General features: G+C 65.7%; 14 protein-coding genes and 1 pseudogene. 11 read left to right on the top strand and 4 right to left on the bottom strand.

The window, feature by feature from the left end; genetic code table 11:
- Positions 1-350: 350 nt before the first annotated feature.
- A complete protein-coding gene (locus ACP59X_RS02130; protein WP_428559722.1) occupies positions 351-1,448 on the top strand; it encodes a transposase in 1,098 nt (365 codons plus the stop codon).
- Between the two features lie 423 nt (positions 1,449-1,871).
- Here ACP59X_RS02130 and ACP59X_RS02125 read toward each other — a convergent pair whose 3' ends face one another.
- Complete coding sequence (locus tag ACP59X_RS02125; RefSeq protein ID WP_428564386.1) at positions 1,872-2,294, bottom strand: hypothetical protein; 423 nt, start codon at positions 2,292-2,294, stop codon at positions 1,872-1,874.
- Positions 2,295-2,600: 306 nt separating this feature from the next.
- On the opposite strand from ACP59X_RS02125, the gene ACP59X_RS02120 reads away from it, so the two are divergent.
- From ACP59X_RS02120 to ACP59X_RS02100, 5 genes and pseudogenes are all read left to right on the top strand, one after another.
- Positions 2,601-2,879: an AtpZ/AtpI family protein gene (locus ACP59X_RS02120; RefSeq protein WP_428564383.1), complete on the top strand. Its 279-nt coding sequence runs from the start codon at positions 2,601-2,603 to the stop codon at positions 2,877-2,879.
- Positions 2,857-3,309 (top strand): ATP synthase subunit I, encoded by a 453-nt coding sequence (locus ACP59X_RS02115; RefSeq protein ID WP_428564380.1) that lies wholly within the window; start codon positions 2,857-2,859, stop codon positions 3,307-3,309. The genes ACP59X_RS02120 and ACP59X_RS02115 overlap by 23 nt, the downstream gene beginning before the upstream one ends.
- A 3-nt stretch (positions 3,310-3,312) precedes the next feature.
- Positions 3,313-4,029 (top strand): F0F1 ATP synthase subunit A, encoded by a 717-nt coding sequence (gene atpB / locus ACP59X_RS02110; protein ID WP_323427116.1) that lies wholly within the window; start codon positions 3,313-3,315, stop codon positions 4,027-4,029.
- A 61-nt stretch (positions 4,030-4,090) separates the two neighbouring features.
- A complete protein-coding gene (gene atpE / locus ACP59X_RS02105; RefSeq protein ID WP_428564377.1) occupies positions 4,091-4,432 on the top strand; it encodes an ATP synthase F0 subunit C in 342 nt (113 codons plus the stop codon).
- A 77-nt stretch (positions 4,433-4,509) separates the two neighbouring features.
- A pseudogene (locus tag ACP59X_RS02100) lies at positions 4,510-5,184 on the top strand (redox-sensing transcriptional repressor Rex); the annotation flags it as partial.
- Positions 5,185-5,319: 135 nt separating this feature from the next.
- Here ACP59X_RS02100 and ACP59X_RS02095 read toward each other — a convergent pair.
- Positions 5,320-6,381, bottom strand: coding sequence for an adenine nucleotide alpha hydrolase family protein (locus ACP59X_RS02095; protein WP_428564374.1), 1,062 nt, complete (start codon positions 6,379-6,381; stop codon positions 5,320-5,322).
- A 130-nt stretch (positions 6,382-6,511) separates the two neighbouring features.
- Here ACP59X_RS02095 and recA point away from each other — a divergent pair, with 130 nt between their 5' ends.
- The 4 genes from recA (at position 6,512) to ACP59X_RS02075 (ending at position 14,105) form a co-directional block, all read left to right on the top strand.
- A complete protein-coding gene (gene recA / locus ACP59X_RS02090) occupies positions 6,512-7,579 on the top strand; it encodes a recombinase RecA (RefSeq protein ID WP_428564371.1) in 1,068 nt (355 codons plus the stop codon).
- A gap of 302 nt (positions 7,580-7,881) precedes the next feature.
- The gene (gene alaS / locus ACP59X_RS02085) at positions 7,882-10,524 is read left to right on the top strand and encodes an alanine--tRNA ligase (RefSeq protein WP_428564368.1); all 2,643 of its coding nucleotides are present in this window, start codon (positions 7,882-7,884) and stop codon (positions 10,522-10,524) included.
- Between the two features lie 347 nt (positions 10,525-10,871).
- Positions 10,872-13,148, top strand: a complete 2,277-nt coding sequence (locus ACP59X_RS02080) for a tetratricopeptide repeat protein (RefSeq protein ID WP_428564365.1) — start codon at positions 10,872-10,874, stop codon at positions 13,146-13,148.
- A gap of 234 nt (positions 13,149-13,382) precedes the next feature.
- A complete protein-coding gene (locus ACP59X_RS02075) occupies positions 13,383-14,105 on the top strand; it encodes an acyltransferase (RefSeq protein ID WP_428564362.1) in 723 nt (240 codons plus the stop codon).
- 27 nt (positions 14,106-14,132) lie between these two features.
- Here ACP59X_RS02075 and ACP59X_RS02070 read toward each other — a convergent pair whose 3' ends face one another.
- Together ACP59X_RS02070 and ACP59X_RS02065 are read right to left on the bottom strand one after the other, a co-directional pair.
- Entirely contained in the window at positions 14,133-14,963 is an 831-nt protein-coding gene (locus ACP59X_RS02070) for a hypothetical protein (protein WP_428564359.1), read from the bottom strand.
- A gap of 29 nt (positions 14,964-14,992) precedes the next feature.
- Positions 14,993-15,526: a hypothetical protein gene (locus ACP59X_RS02065; protein ID WP_428564356.1), complete on the bottom strand. Its 534-nt coding sequence runs from the start codon at positions 15,524-15,526 to the stop codon at positions 14,993-14,995.
- Between the two features lie 223 nt (positions 15,527-15,749).
- Between ACP59X_RS02065 and ACP59X_RS02060 the strand changes: the two genes are divergently transcribed.
- Complete coding sequence (locus ACP59X_RS02060) at positions 15,750-16,814, top strand: glycosyltransferase family protein (RefSeq protein ID WP_428564353.1); 1,065 nt, start codon at positions 15,750-15,752, stop codon at positions 16,812-16,814.
- Positions 16,815-16,836: the final 22 nt, after the last annotated feature.

Genomic DNA, 16,836 nt, shown 5'->3' with positions numbered 1-16,836 from the left:
CCCGCCGGGGGGCGTGACGCCCCCCAGGCCCCCCCGGCGGCGTCGGTGGGCGATGCTGGCTGCGGTCACCGGAAGGTCGGGCGCGCGCGGCGCGAAGATGCGAGGCCGGAATTGCGCCTTTCGATGCCGTCGCTGCGCTCCAGGCTCGAAAGGCGCAATTCCGGCCTCGCCCAGCCGTCGGCCCTTCGGGCCGAGGTCGTGGAATTTTGCTGACAAGATGAGGGTTTTGCAAAAATCGGTTTTGCTAAATAATCCTGCAAAACCGTATGGATAGGAGTAGAACGGAAGCTGGTTATGTGGTAGTTTGAGTTCACCACAAACCTAAACTAAAACCACACGAGCCAGCTTCCATGAGACTCCTATCACGCATCCTCGGTGCCATACAAGGTTCTTTGATTCCATGTTTAGAAGAAAAGTTTGGTTCTTTGACAGATAAGCAGAAAAGACTCGTTGAGATTATTGAGTTGGTTCGCATAGAAGATCATATTTCGGATTTGCCTCGATTCGGAAGAGGTAGGCCATCATATAGTCGCGCAGCTATTGCCAGAGCGTTTATTGCGAAAGCTGTTTTAAATTTTCCTAACACAAGGGCTCTCGTTGAAGCGTTGCAATTGATGCCAAGTCTTAGACGGATTTGCGGTTTTGAAGAACACAAAACTATTCCGCATGAATCTGTATTTAGTCGTGCATTTTCAGAATTCTCTTTAAAAGGTTTGCCTCAAAATGCCCATGAAAGACTTGTCAGGCTACATTGTAGCGAACGATTGATTGGGCATATTAGTCGTGATTCGACAGAAATTAACGCCAGAGAAAAACCAACTAAAAAAATGAATCCGCCCAAACCCAAAAAACGCCGCCGCAGGGGGCGGCCGATTAATAGCAAGACAAAGCCAAAGACAAAGAAGCTACTTGAGCGACAGATAGAAATGACTAGCGACGAAGCCAGAATGACTCTTCCTATGGCATGTGATATCGGTGCTAAATCTAGCAGTAAGGGGCATTTTCGTCGATGGATTGGATATAAATTACATATTGATTCGGCGGATGGTCAAATTCCTATCAGTTGTATACTTACTTCTGCTTCACTACACGATAGTCAGGCAGCCATACCGTTGGCAAAAATGTCCGCTGAACGAGTAACAAGTCTCTATGACTTGATGGATTCAGCGTACGATTCCAAAACAATTCGCGACTTTAGTCGTTCATTGGGGCACGTTCCGATTATTGATTTTAACAAAAGACGCAATGGAATAAAAAAAGAAATGGAGCCAGCAACTAGCATTCGATACAGAGAAAGAACTAATTCTGAACGTGTTAACAGCCGTCTTAAAGATGATTTTGGCGGAAGAAGTCTTATGGTTCGCGGTGGACCTAAGGTCTTTGCTCATCTTATGTTTGGCATCCTTGCGTTGACAGCAGATCAATTGATTCGTTTGTTGACAGTATAGCAACAATATGATTTTGATACTCATAAATCAGGATATTCGTTTCTGAATTATGTGCAAAATAGAAACACGACAGCATTAAAACACATTAGTGTTTAAAAATGAGCACTCATGCCCGTTGGAATGTGTTAATTCTGTAGCTCGTATTATTTTTGCAAAACCCTCAAGATGTTTTTAAGATGCGGCGCTTCGCCGCTGGCGCCCGTGGTCGCGCAATCGTCCCGGGCGAGCTGGCCGGCTTTGCGGCCTGCACCGCCCGGGGCGATTGCGCGACCACATGGACCGACGCCCCGCCGCTCGACGTTGTCCCCGACGTTCCACTCGCCCCGTCGGGGAGGGTCCGGGAGGGGATCATCCCCTCCCGGCGGGGTACGGGGCAGAGCCCCGATTCCTCTTCCTTAACCTACTAACCGACCAACCTACCGCCTACTGTCCCCGGTTGCCGGTGCCGCAGCCGGAGCGCACGGACTGACAGTAGGCGACGCAGGCCCGGTCGCCGCGGCACTTGGCTACGCAGTCCTGGTACTGCTTGGCGCACATGGCCGGGGTTTCCGGGGCCGGGTTGCCGATGCGCTGGAGCATCTGCTGGGTGACCTGCACGGTGGGCACGCCGGCGGCGACGGACCGGCCGTCCTGGAGCTGGAGCACGGCGCCGCAGGTCAGGTAGCACTGCGGCACCACGGCGTTGCAGATCACGCTCGGGTCGTGCTGGGTGCCGTAGGGCAGCACGATGGCGGCCACGGCGGCGCCGTCGGGTTTGACGCAATACATTTGCGTCTGGGCCGAGGCGGCACTGGCGCCGGCCAGGCACAGGGCCAGGATGGCGAACAGGAACAAACGACGCTTCATGTTTTCCCTCCTTGCGGGCAAAGACTTCCGCTATGACGACCCCTACGGGATTTTTCGGGTGTTGTCATTGGGACAATCACAAAATCGGGAAACCGGCCCGGGAAAAGTCTTGTGGCGGCGGGGTATCGGGCGTAAACGACCGCGTTGCCCGGCCGGCTGGAAGGCGGTTGAAAATGCGCCGGCCCCGTTGACTTTTGCCGGGGGGCCATGCTAGTCCATCGCGACTTGTGAACTTGTGCACGAGCGCCCGCGCCATCGGGACGGGACCCGGCGGGTCCGGACTGTCGCCAAGCGGAGGGGAACGGGGTGTTCGGCAAGCTCATCAAGGACAAAAGCGTTCGCGAGTCCATCGCCTCGGCTTCGGTGGTGGGGCTCAATCTTGTGTCGGCCACCTTTGTCGGGCTTTTCATCGGCTGGTGGCTGGACAAGTGGCTGGATACCAAGCCGTGGCTTCTGCTGACGTTTCTGGTGCTCGGCATCGCGGCCGGCTTCAAGAACGTCATGATCGAGGTCCGGAAGATCCAGAAGGCCGATGCCGGCGAACGCGAGGGGCAGGACGGGGATGATCAAAAACCTGAGGGATAGGCTGGACCGCTGGTTGTTGCGCCGGGGCTACACGCACCCCGAGGTGCGCGAGCTCGTGCGCAACCAGCTCGTGCTGACCGCCCTGGTGCTGGCCGGCACGCTGCCTTTTTCCGGGATATCCACCGCGGCCTGGTCCCTGGCCGCGGGCACGGTCATCATCTCGGCCAATTTTTGTTCCCTGGCCAGGTTCGGCCAGCGGGTTACGGGTTTTTCTGACAGGCGCGAAGCCGTGGCGGCCGTGCTGGCCCGGTTCTACTTCCGGCTGGCCCTCTCGGGAGCGGCGCTTTTCGCCTGCATCGTCTGGTTCGGGGCTGCGCCGTTGCCGCTTCTGGCGGGCATCACGACGGTGGTGGTTAACTTCCTCGTCTGGGGCGCCTGGCGCCACGTCGGCTCCAAGACGCACCAAACGCTTACGGGAAAGGAGGCTTAGGACATGGCTGGTGGGTTGCCGCATCCGATTCTGCTCGTCGACGAGGCTGCGAAGGCTGTCGGGCTGTACAAGCTCAACGACGTCTTCCACGCCCAAGTCATCGATTCCAACGTCATCTACGCCTGGTTCGCCATGATCCTGCTCATCGTCGTGGGCATGCTGGCCACCCGCAAGCTCGAGATGGTGCCCGGCGGCTTCCAGAATTTCTTCGAGGTCGTGGTCGGCGGCCTGGAATCCTTCGTCGTCGAGAACATCGGCGAGAAGGGCCGCAAGGTCTTCCCGTTTCTGTGCGCCCTGTTCCTGTTCATCATCACCGGCAACCTGATCGGCCTGGTCCCGGGCCTCGATTCGCCGACCAACAACGTCAACACCAACGCCGCCATGGCGCTGACCGTGTTCGTGTACTACAACTTCTGGGGCATCCGCATGTGGGGTGCCGGCTACATCAAGCACTTCATGGGCCCGTTCTGGTGGCTGGTGCCCCTGATGCTGCCCATCGAAATCATCTCGCACCTGGCCCGGCCGCTGTCGCTCACCCTGCGTCTTTTCGGCAACGTGCGCGGCGAGGAAATCGTCCTGGTGCTGCTTTTTGCCCTGGCTCCGGTCGTCGGCACCTTCCCGATGTACTTCCTGTTCTCGCTGGCCGACTGCATCCAGGCCTTCGTGTTCTTCATGCTGGCCATGATCTACCTCAAGGGCTCGCTGGAACACGCCCACTAGAATCCGGGGGAAATGGTCCTTAGGACCGTAACTTTAAACACCTGTTCTCAGGAGGATCGACATGCGTAAGGCTTTCATGACCATCTTCTCGACCGCCGCCCTGCTGGCCCTGGCCTCCGTCGCTTTCGCCGCCGACACCGCCGGCGCCATGGGCGCCATCGGCACCATCTCCTGGGCCACCGCCATCGGCATGGGCCTGGCCGCCGCCGGCTGCGGTCTTGGTCAGGGTCTGGGCCTCAAGGCCGCCTGCGAAGGCACCGCCCGCAATCCCGAGGCCGGCGGTAAGATCACCGTTACCCTGATCCTTGGTCTGGCCTTCATCGAATCCCTGGCCATTTATGCCCTGGTCGTCTGCCTGATCCTGCTCTTCGCCCACCCGTTCGCGAAGATGATCACCGGCTAACCACGACAATCCGGAAAGGAGGCCGGGCTTCCGGCCTCCTTTCGTTTAAACGCCAAGAGCACGTACCAAAGGATGCCGCCTTGAAGAGCGAACACATCCCCAAGGCCACCATCAAGCGCCTGGCCATGTACGTGCAAGTCCTCGAAACCCTCAAGCGCGAGGGCTCCCAGGTCGTCTCCTCGGAGCTCCTGGCCCGAGCCTGCAGCGTCAACCCCTCCCAGATCCGCAAGGACCTCGCTTACTTCGGCGAATTCGGCGTGCGCGGCGTGGGCTACCACGTCCAGGACCTCATCTACTCCATCAAGCATTCGCTGGGTGTGGACCGGGTCTGGAAGTGCGCCCTGGTCGGCGTGGGCAACCTGGGCAAGGCGCTGCTGCGCCATCAGGACTTCAAGTTCCGCGGCTTCGACATCGTCGGCGCCTTCGACTGCGACCCCTTCAAGATCGGCGAGGAGGTCTCGGGCCTCGAGGTCGTGTGCACAAGGCGCCTCAAAGACGCCGTCAAGGAACTCGGCATCGAGATCGGGCTGATCACCACGCCCGTCAACCGGGCCCAGCGCGCCGCCAACTTCCTCATCGAGGCCGGCGTCAAGGGCATCATCAACTACTCGCCGGCCATGCTGTCCGTGCCAAACGACGTCTACGTCGAGTACGTCGACTTCTTCCACCACTTCTATTCCGTGGCCTTCTCCATCACCATCGACCGCAATCAGGACCGGCCGGCCTTCGGCGCTGCCGGCGACGACGACTAGCCCTTTCCGCCACTTCCGCGGTGCGGTCATCCGGTACCACCGAGCCATGGGCCATTTTGCCCTTGTCCCGGTTTTGCGCCATCGCCGTGTCGCGGCCATCCGGCGCCCCTTTCGGGGCGTGGTGCTGTTCGCGGGCTAGCGCCCTCCCACGCCGTGAAGGGTGAAGCGTTGGCGCTTGCCTTCCTTGGCCGCTTCCCAGCTCGGTTCGGCCCAGCCCAGGGGGGTGGCGCGGCTTGGCGTGACGCGCACCGGCGAGGCGGGAAAACCGGCCACGTCCACCTGGACATCGCCGGCCGTGGCCATGGCCTTGGGGTTGAAGGAGGCGACGAAGGCGGCGGCATCGGCCACCGTGGCGGCGTCCCAGGCGCTCCCCGGCAGCGGCCGGGCCACACCCAGCGGCCCGGGCAGGTAGCGGACCTTGAAGACGAGGTCGCCCGGGGCCACGGCCCGCTCCAGCCGGGTGTTGTCGGACTGGTTGCGGCCGATGGCCAGCCAGCGCTCGCCGGCCCAGTACTGGCGGCCGATGTTGGCCAGCTCGAAGTCGGCCGGCACGGGCGCGGCTTTGTGCGCAAACAGCGGGAAAAACCGCTTGGCCGAAGGCTCTTCGGTCAGCAGGCAGCCGCCGGCCGGGGTGGGGATTTCGGCCAGGGCGTAGCGGGCGGCCAGGGCCATCTGGTCCTTGCGGCCGCGTCCGCTGATGGCGTGCAGCCGCTCCCGGTCGACCAGCCCCGAGAGCTCGGCGTCGGTTTCCGGCAACCGCTTGGCGCACAGCGGCCGCAGCAGGATGCCCTTGGTGCCGGAGTCGCGGATGATGATGTTGAGCGCGTCCAGGCGCTGGGACATGGGCCGCTGGCCCACGACCTCGCCGGAGATGATGAACGAGGCGCCGTATTCGGCCAGAAGCACCTTGGCCCGGCGCAGCATGAGGATCTTGCAGTCCACGCAGGGGTTGAGGATCTTGCCGAGGCCATGGGTCGGCCCTTGCGCCATCATGGCCACGTAGGCGTCGGCCACGTCGACCGGGATGATGTCGAGGCCATAGATCTCGCGCCAATGGGCGATCTTGCCGGGCTTGCCGAAAAAGGGGCTGGTGAAATGCAGGCACAAGACGGACAGCCCCTGCTCCATGACGGTCTTGGCGGCCAGGATGCTGTCGAGGCCACCGGAAAAAAGGGCCAGGGCGTGGTAGGATGGCATGGGGGGTAGCTAAGGGTTCGCCGGACGGCTGGCAAGGGGTTTGCGCGCCGCCGCCGAAGTTGCCGAGCGGCAAGGATTTTGCTATAGCTCCGCCCTCGCGCCCATACACCTTTTCGCAGGAGCATGGCCAATGGCCCGCAAACCCGCCCAGTCACCCGAGGAATTCCGCAACGAGGCCCTGGCCACGGCGCTGACCACCATCGAGCGCAAACACGGCCAGGGCGCGGTCATGCGCCTGGAAGACTCGGCCCATGTAAAAATTCCGGCCATCCCCACCGGGTCCATCGGCCTGGACCTGGCGCTCGGCATCGGCGGCATCCCCAAGGGACGCATCACCGAAATCTACGGCCCGGAATCCTCGGGCAAAACTACGCTGGCCCTGCACATCATCGCCGAATCGCAAAAGCTCGGCGGCACGGTGGCGTTTATTGACGCCGAACACGCCCTGGACATCAACTACGCCAGGCGTCTTGGCGTCAACACCCCGGAACTGCTGATTTCCCAGCCCGATTTCGGCGAGCAGGCCCTGGACATCGCCGATCTGCTCGTGCGCTCGGGGGCCGTGGACGTGGTGGTCATCGACTCCGTGGCCGCGCTCATCCCCCAGGCCGAACTCGAAGGCGAGATGGGCGAGACGCAGGTCGGCGGCCAGGCCCGGCTCATGTCCCACGCCATGCGCAAGCTGACCGGCACCATTCACAAATCCAATACGTCCGTCATCTTCATCAACCAGATCCGCATGAAGATCGGCATGACCGGCTACGGCAGCCCGGAAACCACCACCGGCGGCAACGCGCTCAAATTCTACGCCAGCGTGCGCCTGGACATCCGCAAGATCCAGACGCTCAAGGACAAGGAAGAGACCTACGGCAGCCGCTGCCGCGTGAAGGTGGTCAAAAACAAGGTCGCGCCCCCGTTTCGCGAGGCCCTTTTCGACATCCTCTACGGCACGGGCGTCTCGCGCGAAGGCGAGCTCATCGACATGGGCGTGGAGGCCGGCATCGTGGACAAGTCCGGGGCCTGGTTCTCGTTTGGCTCGGAACGCCTGGGCCAGGGCCGCGACAACGTCCGGGCCTTCCTCCAGGAACATACCGACATCCGCGACCTGATCGAAACCAAGCTTCGCGAGCACCTGGGATTTCACGACTACGTGCCGCCCGCTTCCCCCGAGGCCATCGAGGAAGAAGACGGGATGTAGGAAAGTCCGGAGGGAAGATGCCTCCGGCGGCCAGGAGGGGATGATCCCCTCCTGGACCTCCCCACTGGTGGGGCCGAAAGGGCGTGGCCGCGTTGCGGCGGCCACGCCCTTTCGGCCAAACAGCAGTGGGCGGGAACCGAATTTATACCCCTAACCCCATCGAGGGGGTTCGGGGGGGATCATCCCCCCCGATGGGGTGGTCCAGGAGGGGCAACGCCCCTCCTGGTTCTTCTCTTGTTACATCGAGGAAGATGCGGGGGATGCGTCCTTTGGTCTTCCATCCCCATGCGGAGGCATACGAGATGATGACGGCCAATGAGATTCGCGCCAAGTTCCTGGACTACTTCGTCGCCAACGGGCACCAGATGGTGTCCTCCTCGCCGCTGGTGCCGCGCGAGGACCCGACACTGCTTTTCACCAACGCCGGCATGGTCCAGTTCAAGAAGGTCTTCCTGGGCCAGGACAAGCCCGGCTACAAGCGGGCCACCACCTCGCAAAAGTGCCTGCGCGTGGGCGGCAAGCACAACGACCTGGAAAACGTCGGCCGCACCGCCCGACACCACACCTTCTTCGAGATGCTCGGCAACTTCTCGTTCGGCGACTACTTCAAGGAAGACGCCATCCGCTTCGCCTGGACCTTCCTCACCGAGGTCATCGGCCTGGACAAATCCCGGCTCTACGCCACGGTCTACCTCGACGACGACGAGGCCCACGAGTTGTGGAAAAAGATCGCCGGCCTGACCGACGACCGCATCTTCCGCCTGGGCGAGAAGGACAACTTCTGGTCCATGGGCGACACCGGCCCCTGCGGCCCCTGCTCGGAGATCATGTACGACCGGGGCGAGGCCATCGCCTGCGGCCCCGACTGCGGCATCGGCACCTGCGACTGCGACCGGTTCCTGGAAATCTGGAACCTGGTCTTCATGCAGTACGACCAGATCGAGCCGGGCAACCGGGTGGGCCTGCCGCGCCCCAGCATCGACACGGGCATGGGCCTGGAGCGCATCGCCGCCGTGGTCCAGGGCGTGCACTCCAATTTCGACATCGACCTGTTCCAGACCATCATCGCCACGGCCGCCGAAATCGCCGGCGTGACCTACGGCGCGGACGAGGAAAGCGACACGGCGCTTCGCGTCATCGGCGACCACAGCCGCTCGGTGGCCTTTCTCCTGGCCGACGGCGTCATGCCCTCCAACGAGGGCCGGGGCTACGTGCTGCGCCGGCTGATCCGCCGGGCCTTGCGGTTCGGGAAACTCATCGGCCTGTCCGATCCGTTCCTCTACAAGACCGCCGGCACGGTGGTGGACGTCATGGGCGAGGCCTATCCGGAACTCGTGGCCAGCCGCGAATTCATGGAGCGGGTGGTGCGCGAGGAAGAGGAGCGCTTCGGCGTGACGCTCGACAAGGGCCTGGCCATCCTGGCCGAGGAGCTCGACCGTATGGCGGCCGCCGGCGAGGCGGTCATCACCGGCGCCTTTGCCTTCAAGCTCTACGACACCTATGGCTTTCCGCTCGACATCGTCAACGACGTGGCTGGCAAGCGCGGCATGGCCGCCGACGAGGACGGCTACCGCGCCTGCATGGCCGAACAGAAGGCCCGGGCGAAAAAAGCCTGGAAGGGCAGCGGCGAGACCGACCCGGCCGTGCTGTTTTTGGAACTGCTTGAATCGGGCATGCAGTCGCGCTTTGTCGGCTACGAGAACCTGACTGCCCAAAGCCGCGTCAATGCGCTCATTTCCGCCGACGGCCAGGCCGTGGAGCGCCTGACCACCGGCCAGACCGGCTATCTGGTCTGCGCCGTCACCCCCTTTTACGGCGAATCCGGCGGCCAGGCCGGCGACGTGGGCACCATTTCGACCCTGACCGGCGACGCGGCCGTCACCGGCACCATCAAGGCCGGCCCGGAACTGACCGCCCACCATATCACGGTGGAAAAGGGCGAGATCCTCCTCGACCAGGAAGCCGACCTGGCCGTGGACGCGGCCGTGCGCCAGGCCACCGCCCGCAACCACACCGCCACCCACCTGCTCCACAAGGCCCTCAAGGAAGTGCTCGGCAACCACGTCAACCAGGCCGGCTCGCTGGTCACCCCCGACCGGCTGCGCTTCGACTTCACCCACGGCGCGGCCATGACCGCCGAGGAACTGGCCAGGGTCGAGGACGCGGTCAACGCGGCCATTTTGCTCGACGCCCCGGTCACGACCGAGGTCCTGGCCATCGAGGCCGCCCGGGCCAAGGGTGCCACGGCGCTTTTCGGCGAGAAATACGGTGATACGGTGCGGGTGGTCGCGGTGCCGGGCGTGTCCATGGAATTTTGCGGCGGCACGCACTTGCGGGCCACGGGCCAGGCCGGCAGCTTCCTGATTCTGTCCGAATCGGGCGTGGCCGCCGGCACGCGCCGCATCGAGGCGGCCACGGGGTTCAATGCCCTGGCCCAGATGCGGGCCATGCGCGGCGAACGCGACGAGGCCCTGCACGCCGTCAAGGCCCGGCCCGGGGAACTGGTTTCGCGCGTGAAAAAGCTCCAGGACGAGATCAAGGCCCTGGGCAAGGAGAAGGAACAGCTGGCCGCCAAGCTGGCCTCGGGCCAGGGCCGCGACCTCATGGCCGGGCTGGAGGAGATCGGCGGCGTGCAGGTCCTGTGCGCCCGGGTGGACGCGCCCAACGTGAAGGCCCTGCGCGAGGCCATGGACGACCTGCGCAGCAAGCTGCCCTCGGGGGTGGTGGCCATCGCCGCCGAGCAGGACGGCGGCAAGGTGAGCCTCATTGTGGCCGTCAGCAAGGACCTGCTCGGTCGTTTCACCGCCCCGACGCTGATCAAGGACGCGGCGGCGGCGGTGGGCGGTTCCGGCGGCGGCCGGCCGGACATGGCCCAGGCCGGCGGCACCAACCCGGCCGGCATCGACGAGGCCTTCGCCAAGGTCAAGGCGGCCGTGGCCGGCTAGGCGACGCCCCTTCGCTCCAAACGTTCAGGGCGGCCCCGCGCGGGGCCGCCCTTTTTTTGCGCCGGTTGCGGCTCTGGCGCATCAGGCGCTGGCCGTGGCGAGCCGGTCAAGCCCCGTTCACCCGGCCGGGGCGGTGTGGCGAGCCGGTCAAGCCCCGTTCATCTGGCCGAGGGCGGTGCGGCCGTGGGCGGCGCGGCAGCGTGACAGCCGCCGTCGCTCCCGCGATGCAAAAAACCAGGCCAGGGCCTGTTCCAAGTCGGACCGTGAACATGGTAGGCATGCGCAAAGACCGCTGCGCCTTCCCGACAGCGGAGCAACACAACGTAACCGCTCACGGGATGTTTGCCATGCCGTATTTGTCGTGTCGTTTCGCTTTGGCCCTTTGCCTTGGCATCGCCGCAACCGCCACGAATGTTGCCGCAACCGCCACCCCAAAGGCCACCGCCCCCCCGGTTTCCGCACAAGCCTTCACCGGCTCGGCCAGTTGCCGCGACTGCCACGAAAAATTCTACAAGCTCTGGTCCACCTCCTTCCACGGACTGGCCATGCGGCCCTACGACGACACCGTGGCCGCAACGCTGCTTGGCCCCCAGGACGCGGACATCGTCATCGGCCAGGCCGCCTACCGCATGCGCCTGGGCGCCGGCGAGGGCTTCATGGAAGAACGCATCGACGGGCAAACCAAAACCTATCCCATCGCCCAGGTCCTGGGCGGCAAAAACGTCTTCTATTTCCTGACCCCCCTGGAAAAAGGCCGGTTGCAGACCATGCCGCTGGCCTACGACGTGCGCCGCAAGGAGTGGTACGACATGGCCGGCAGCGCCATGCGCCATTTCCCCAGCGGCCCAAGCCAGACCCTCCATTGGAAGGAATGGCCCTACACCTTCAATACCGGCTGCTATGGCTGCCACGTCAGCCAGCTTTCCACCAATTACGATCCCCAAACCGACACCTACGCGACCACCTGGACCGAGCCCGGCATCAACTGCGAAACCTGCCACGGCCCGGGCCAGGAACACATCCGCGTCTGCCTGGCCGCGCCCAAGGACAACCCGCCCAAGGACATGAAGCTCATCCGGGGCGGCAGTTCCTTCACCCATGCCCAGCAAAACGACCTGTGCGGCATCTGCCACGCCAAAACCGTGGCCCTGACGACTTCCTTCGGCCCCGGCGACCGCTACTTCGATCACTTCGACCTCATCGGCTACGAAAACCCGGACTTCTATCCCGACGGGCGCGACCTCGGCGAAAACTACACCATGACCTCCTGGGCCCGCAGCCCCTGCGCCCAGTCGGGCAAGCTCGACTGCATGCACTGCCACACCTCCAGCGGCCGCTACAAATTCGCCGACCCGGCCAAGGCCAACGACGCCTGCAAGCCCTGCCACGCCGACCGGGTGGACAACGCCCCAAGCCACACCCACCACCCCGCCGGCAGCCCCGGCAACCGCTGCGTGTCCTGCCACATGCCCGCCACCGAATTCGCCCGCATGCGCCGCAGCGACCACTCCATGCTGCCGCCCACCCCGGGGGCGACCATGGCCCACGGCTCGCCCAACGCCTGCAACCTCTGCCACGCCGACAAGGACGCGGCCTGGGCCGACGGGCAGGTCCGGGCCTGGCACGCAAACGACTACCAGGCCCCGGCCCTGGCCAAGGCCGAACTGGTCGCGGCCGCCCGGCGCGGCGACTGGTCGAACCTTCCGGCCATGCTCGATTTCGTCGCGGACGGCAAAAACGACGCCGTCTACGCCGCCTCGCTCCTGCGCCTGCTGCGGCCCTGCCTGGACGGGCGCAAGTGGCCGGCGGCGGTGGCCGCCACCACCGCCCCCTCGCCCCTGGTGCGGGCGGCGGCGGCCGAGGCGCTCACCGACGGCCCCACGCCCGAGGGCCAGGCGGCCCTGGTGCGGCTTTGCGGCGACGAGTACCGGCTCGTACGCGTGCGGGCGGCGGCGGCCTTGTCCAATGTGCCCCGCGACAGCCTCGACCCGGCCGCCCGGGAGGCCGTGGACCGGGCCACGGCGGAGTTCGTGGCTTCGCTGGATACCCGGCCGGACCTGTGGACCTCGCAGTACAACCTGGGCAACCATGCCCTTGGCCAGGGCCATGCGGACCAGGCCGTGGGGTATTACGAAAAGGCCCGGCTTCTCGACCCCACCGCCATCCCCCCGCTGATCAACCTGTCCATCGCCCTGGGCCGCCTGGAGAGGCCCGAGGCGGCCGAACAGGCCCTCAATGACGCTTTGCGCCTGGCCCCGGACGGTGCGGCGGCTCATTTCAACCTGGGCCTGCTGCTGGCCGAGCGCCACGATCCGGCCGGTGCGGAAAAACACCTGCGCGCGGCCTTTCGGGCCGATCCCAGCCTGGCCGAGGCCGCCTACAACCTCGGCATCCTGCTGGCCGCGACCAACCCCGAGGACGCCTTGCGTTTCGCCCGCAAAGCCAGTGGTCTGCGCCCCGGCAACCCGCGCTACGCCTATGCCCTGGCCTTCCTGCTGGCCCGGTCCGGCCAGTCCGGCGAGGCCTTGGCCGTCCTGGGCCCGGTGGTCGCAGCCCGGCCCGACTACACCGATGCCGTGCGCCTGTACGGACAGTTGCTGCGCCAGGCCGGCCAGAAGCCCTGACGGTGCCCCGACGCCGCGCCGATGCACCGCCGGGGCTGCTCGTGGGGCGAGCCCCTTGACCGCACAAGCGCGGCCTTGGCCGCAGGGCAATCGGGCGGGCGTGTCGGTGGAGCCCCTTGACCGCAAGCGCGCAGCCTTGGCATCATGGCCGCAATCGGCCCGCCCGGAAGTTCGCGTCCTTCGGACACGGCGCGCCATGCACGGCCGCCCCTCGGCCCAAGCCCGGGAGAGACCATGACGACCTGCTTCAAGGCCCGCCTGGAACAGATCGCCGAACGCCTGGACAACATTGGCGAGGCGGAAGTCCTGCAGGACGTCCTGGCCATTCTCGACGCCCCGCGCCTGTCCCTGGATTTCCTGTGCCACCTGCGGCTGTACGCCGAGACCCTGCCCCGGGCCGAGGACTGCCCGCTGACCCCCACCCAGCGCCATTTGCACTTCCTGTGGGATGCCTTCGACAAGCTGCCGCTTTCGCTCATCGTCCCCTTCGCCATTCCCCTGCGCCGGCTCATTGCCCACCGGCTGTTCGGGGCCTGCGGCAGCGCCTTCACCGCCGAGGAGAACCTGCGTTTCAATTTCGGGCCGCTGCTGCGGGTGGGCGCCGGGGTGTTCATCAACCGCAACGTCTTCCTCGACACCAAGGGCGGCGTCAGCCTCGGCGACGGCGTGGCCCTGGCCGAGGACGTGCGGGTGTTTACCCACAGCCACGGCGAGGCCTCGCACATCGAGCGCACCTACGCCCCGGTGGTGGTCGGCGACTATGCCAAGGTCTATTCCGGCGCGGTCCTGCTGCCAGGCGTGACCGTGGGCCGGCAGGCCATCGTGGCCGCCGGGGCGCTGGTTACCCACGACGTGCCGGAAAACATGGTCGTGGCCGGCCGGCCGGCCACGGTCCTGCGCGAACGCCGCAGCGAGGGCCGCCACGGCGAGGAGCTGGAGCACATCTGGCTGTTCTAGGCCGCCTGTGGCCACCCCGGCCCGGGCTTACAGATTGCCCTCGTTGAAGGCGTCGAGCGCCGCCAAACCGCTTCCCGAAGCGACGTAACGGCCGGTCGCCGCGTCGAAGCGGGAGGTCGCGGCAAAGGTGCGCGCCCGCACGGCCGCCTTTCGCCCCCCGCAACCGCTGCACGGCGCAAGCCGCACCCTGGCCGTCACATCCGGGTACGCCGTGCCCGGGCGCGGCGCCGTGCGCCAATCCAGGGTTTCGGTGAAGCACTGGCGGCAGTCGGCCCGCACCGCCAGGGTGAAGACCTCGGCGATACGCCGCAGCCGCCCGGACACCACGTGATAGAGCCCGGTGGAGAGGTAGCTCTGGTTGGAATTGCTGTGGTGGTTGCGGATGAAAAAAGCCTCTCCCGGCCCCAGGGGCAACGTCTTGCCCTGGAGGGCGTCGCAAAAGGCATCGGTTTGCACGGCGACCACGTCGCAGGGTGCCGCCGCGCCCTCGGGAAACAGGGCCAGCACGGCCATCCCGCCCCCGGGCGTGTCCGCCTCCCCTGTAAACGACCACAAGGTGACGCCAAAGGCCTTGCCTTGGCCGCGCACGGCAAAGGCCTCGACCCCGGTCAGCCGCGACCCGGCCGGAAGGGTTGTGCGCTGCCTGGTCCCGGGCTGGCGCAGGACCTGTTCCCGGGTCGTGACCCAGGTCTCGGCCTGGCCCGGCCCATCGATGCCCGCGAAGACCGCCCGGGCGAGCGCGGCGTAGGTCACGGCCGCCCCCGGCCACGCCGCCTGGTCCAGATGGGCCACGTTCACGGCCAAGGCCGGCGCCGGCCAGACGGCCAGGCCAAGCCACAACAACACGACACGCCCCATGGTTCCTCCCCGGCGGTGCCGCACGTGGCCTATTCGGCGGCCGCGCCCAGAAAAAGGCGCGACACCCGGCCCCCCTTGAAGCGGAACATCAGGCCGTCGTAGACGGAGCCGGCAACGAACGCCTCGCCGGCCCTGGACAGCCCCTCTTCGTCCTGGAATCGGCCGTAGGCGGCCCGCACCGCCGCTTCCGTCGCGCCGATGCCCACGCCCCGGCCGGTGGTCAGGGCGCACGGGGCCGTCACCGTGACGGCGGCCACCGTTTTCGGCCCGCCCTTGCGCGGCCCGGCCATTTTGAGCCGCAGCCCGCAACCGGGGAAATCCAGGTCCTGCACGAAATCGCCGGTCGCGGCCTCGAAAAATTCCCGCCCGGGCCGTGGCCGGCAGGAAACCGCCCGCCTGGCCGCCGCCTGGCCAAGCCCCAGGCGCAACGGGCCGATGCGCTCGGCCCGGGTGTCGAAGGGCGCCCCCCGGCGCGCGCCCTGGGCCCAGGCGGTCGCGGCCAGGCCGCACAGCAGCAACACCACCGCCGCCCCCGTAAGGCCCAAGCGTTTTTTCCCCGTCATGTCGCACCTCCCCTTCCTGGCCCGCCCACCCAGGGCGCCGGCACCGTCCGAAACCCGGTCACTCCCGGGTATCACCACAAGCCGGCCCGGCCGTCCAGACGAACTTCCCCGCCAGGGCCAACCGTCCGCCCGTGCCATTGACGCCGGGCGCCCGGCCACATACACGTCCCTGCAACCGCCGCCCGGACTCGGGCGCGGCCCTTGCCGGAGGACAGCCCCAACCATGGCCCGCATTCTCTACGGCGTGCACGGCACCCAGCACGGCCACGCCATCCGCGCCCTCATCCTGGCCCGCCACCTGCGGGCGCAGGGCCACGAATTCCTGTTCGTTTCCAGCGAGGAGGGGGCGGGGCTGCTTTCCCGCGAGTTCCCGGTGGAGCGTTTCGAAAACCCCGGCACGCGCTACAAAAACCAGAAGCTCGACACCCCGGCCACCCTGCGCCTGGCCGGCCGCACCCTGGCCCGGCGCGGCGCGGAGCTGGCCCGCCTGGCCGCGCTCATCGCCGCCTTCAAGCCCGACCGGGCCATTTCCGACTACGAATACTTCGTGCCCATCGCCGCGAAAAAAGCCGGCATCCCCTGCCTGTCCATCGACCACCAGCACGTCGTCTCCTGCTGCGACCACGACGTGCCCTGGCGGCTTTTGCCCGACTACTGGGGCATCCGGGCCTCCATCCGCTTCCTTTTTTCCGCCGCGACCGACTACCTGGCCATCTCCTTCTACCAGCCGCCCCCCAAACCCGGGGCAAGGGCCCGCCTGGCCCCGGCCATCCTGCGCCAAAGCGTCCTGGAGCGCCGCCCCACCGACGGCAGCCATATCCTGGTCTACCAAAGCTGCGGCATCCGCGACGCCTTCGCCCCCTACCTGCGCCGGCTGGACCGGGAGTTTCGCGTCTACGGCTACAAGATGGACAAGGTCGACGGCAACCTGACCTACCGCGACTATTCCGAGGACGGCTTCCTCGACGACCTGGCCTCCTGCGCCTACGTCATCTGCGGCGGCAGCCACAACCTCATGAGCGAGGCCCTTTTCTACGGCAAGCCGGTCCTGTCCTTCCCCGTGGCCGGGGCCTTTGAACAGCAGCTCAACGCCCTGTACCTGGAGCGCCTGGGCTATGGCCGCATGGCCTCCATGGATCGGCTGACGCCCGCACTGCTCCCCGATTTCGAAAAAGGACTGCCCGCCCGGCGCGACCGCATCGCCGGCGGCCATTTTTGCGGCAACGAAACCGTCTTTTCCCTGGTCGAGGATTTCTTGCGCCACGGCCTGCTGCCGGGACGGTCCTGAAATGGCCCGATGCCCCTGGCGC

It is taken from the genome of Solidesulfovibrio sp. DCME (assembly GCF_049995385.1).
GTDB lineage: Bacteria > Desulfobacterota > Desulfovibrionia > Desulfovibrionales > Desulfovibrionaceae > Solidesulfovibrio.
This window is presented reverse-complemented; position numbering and strand designations above follow the sequence as displayed.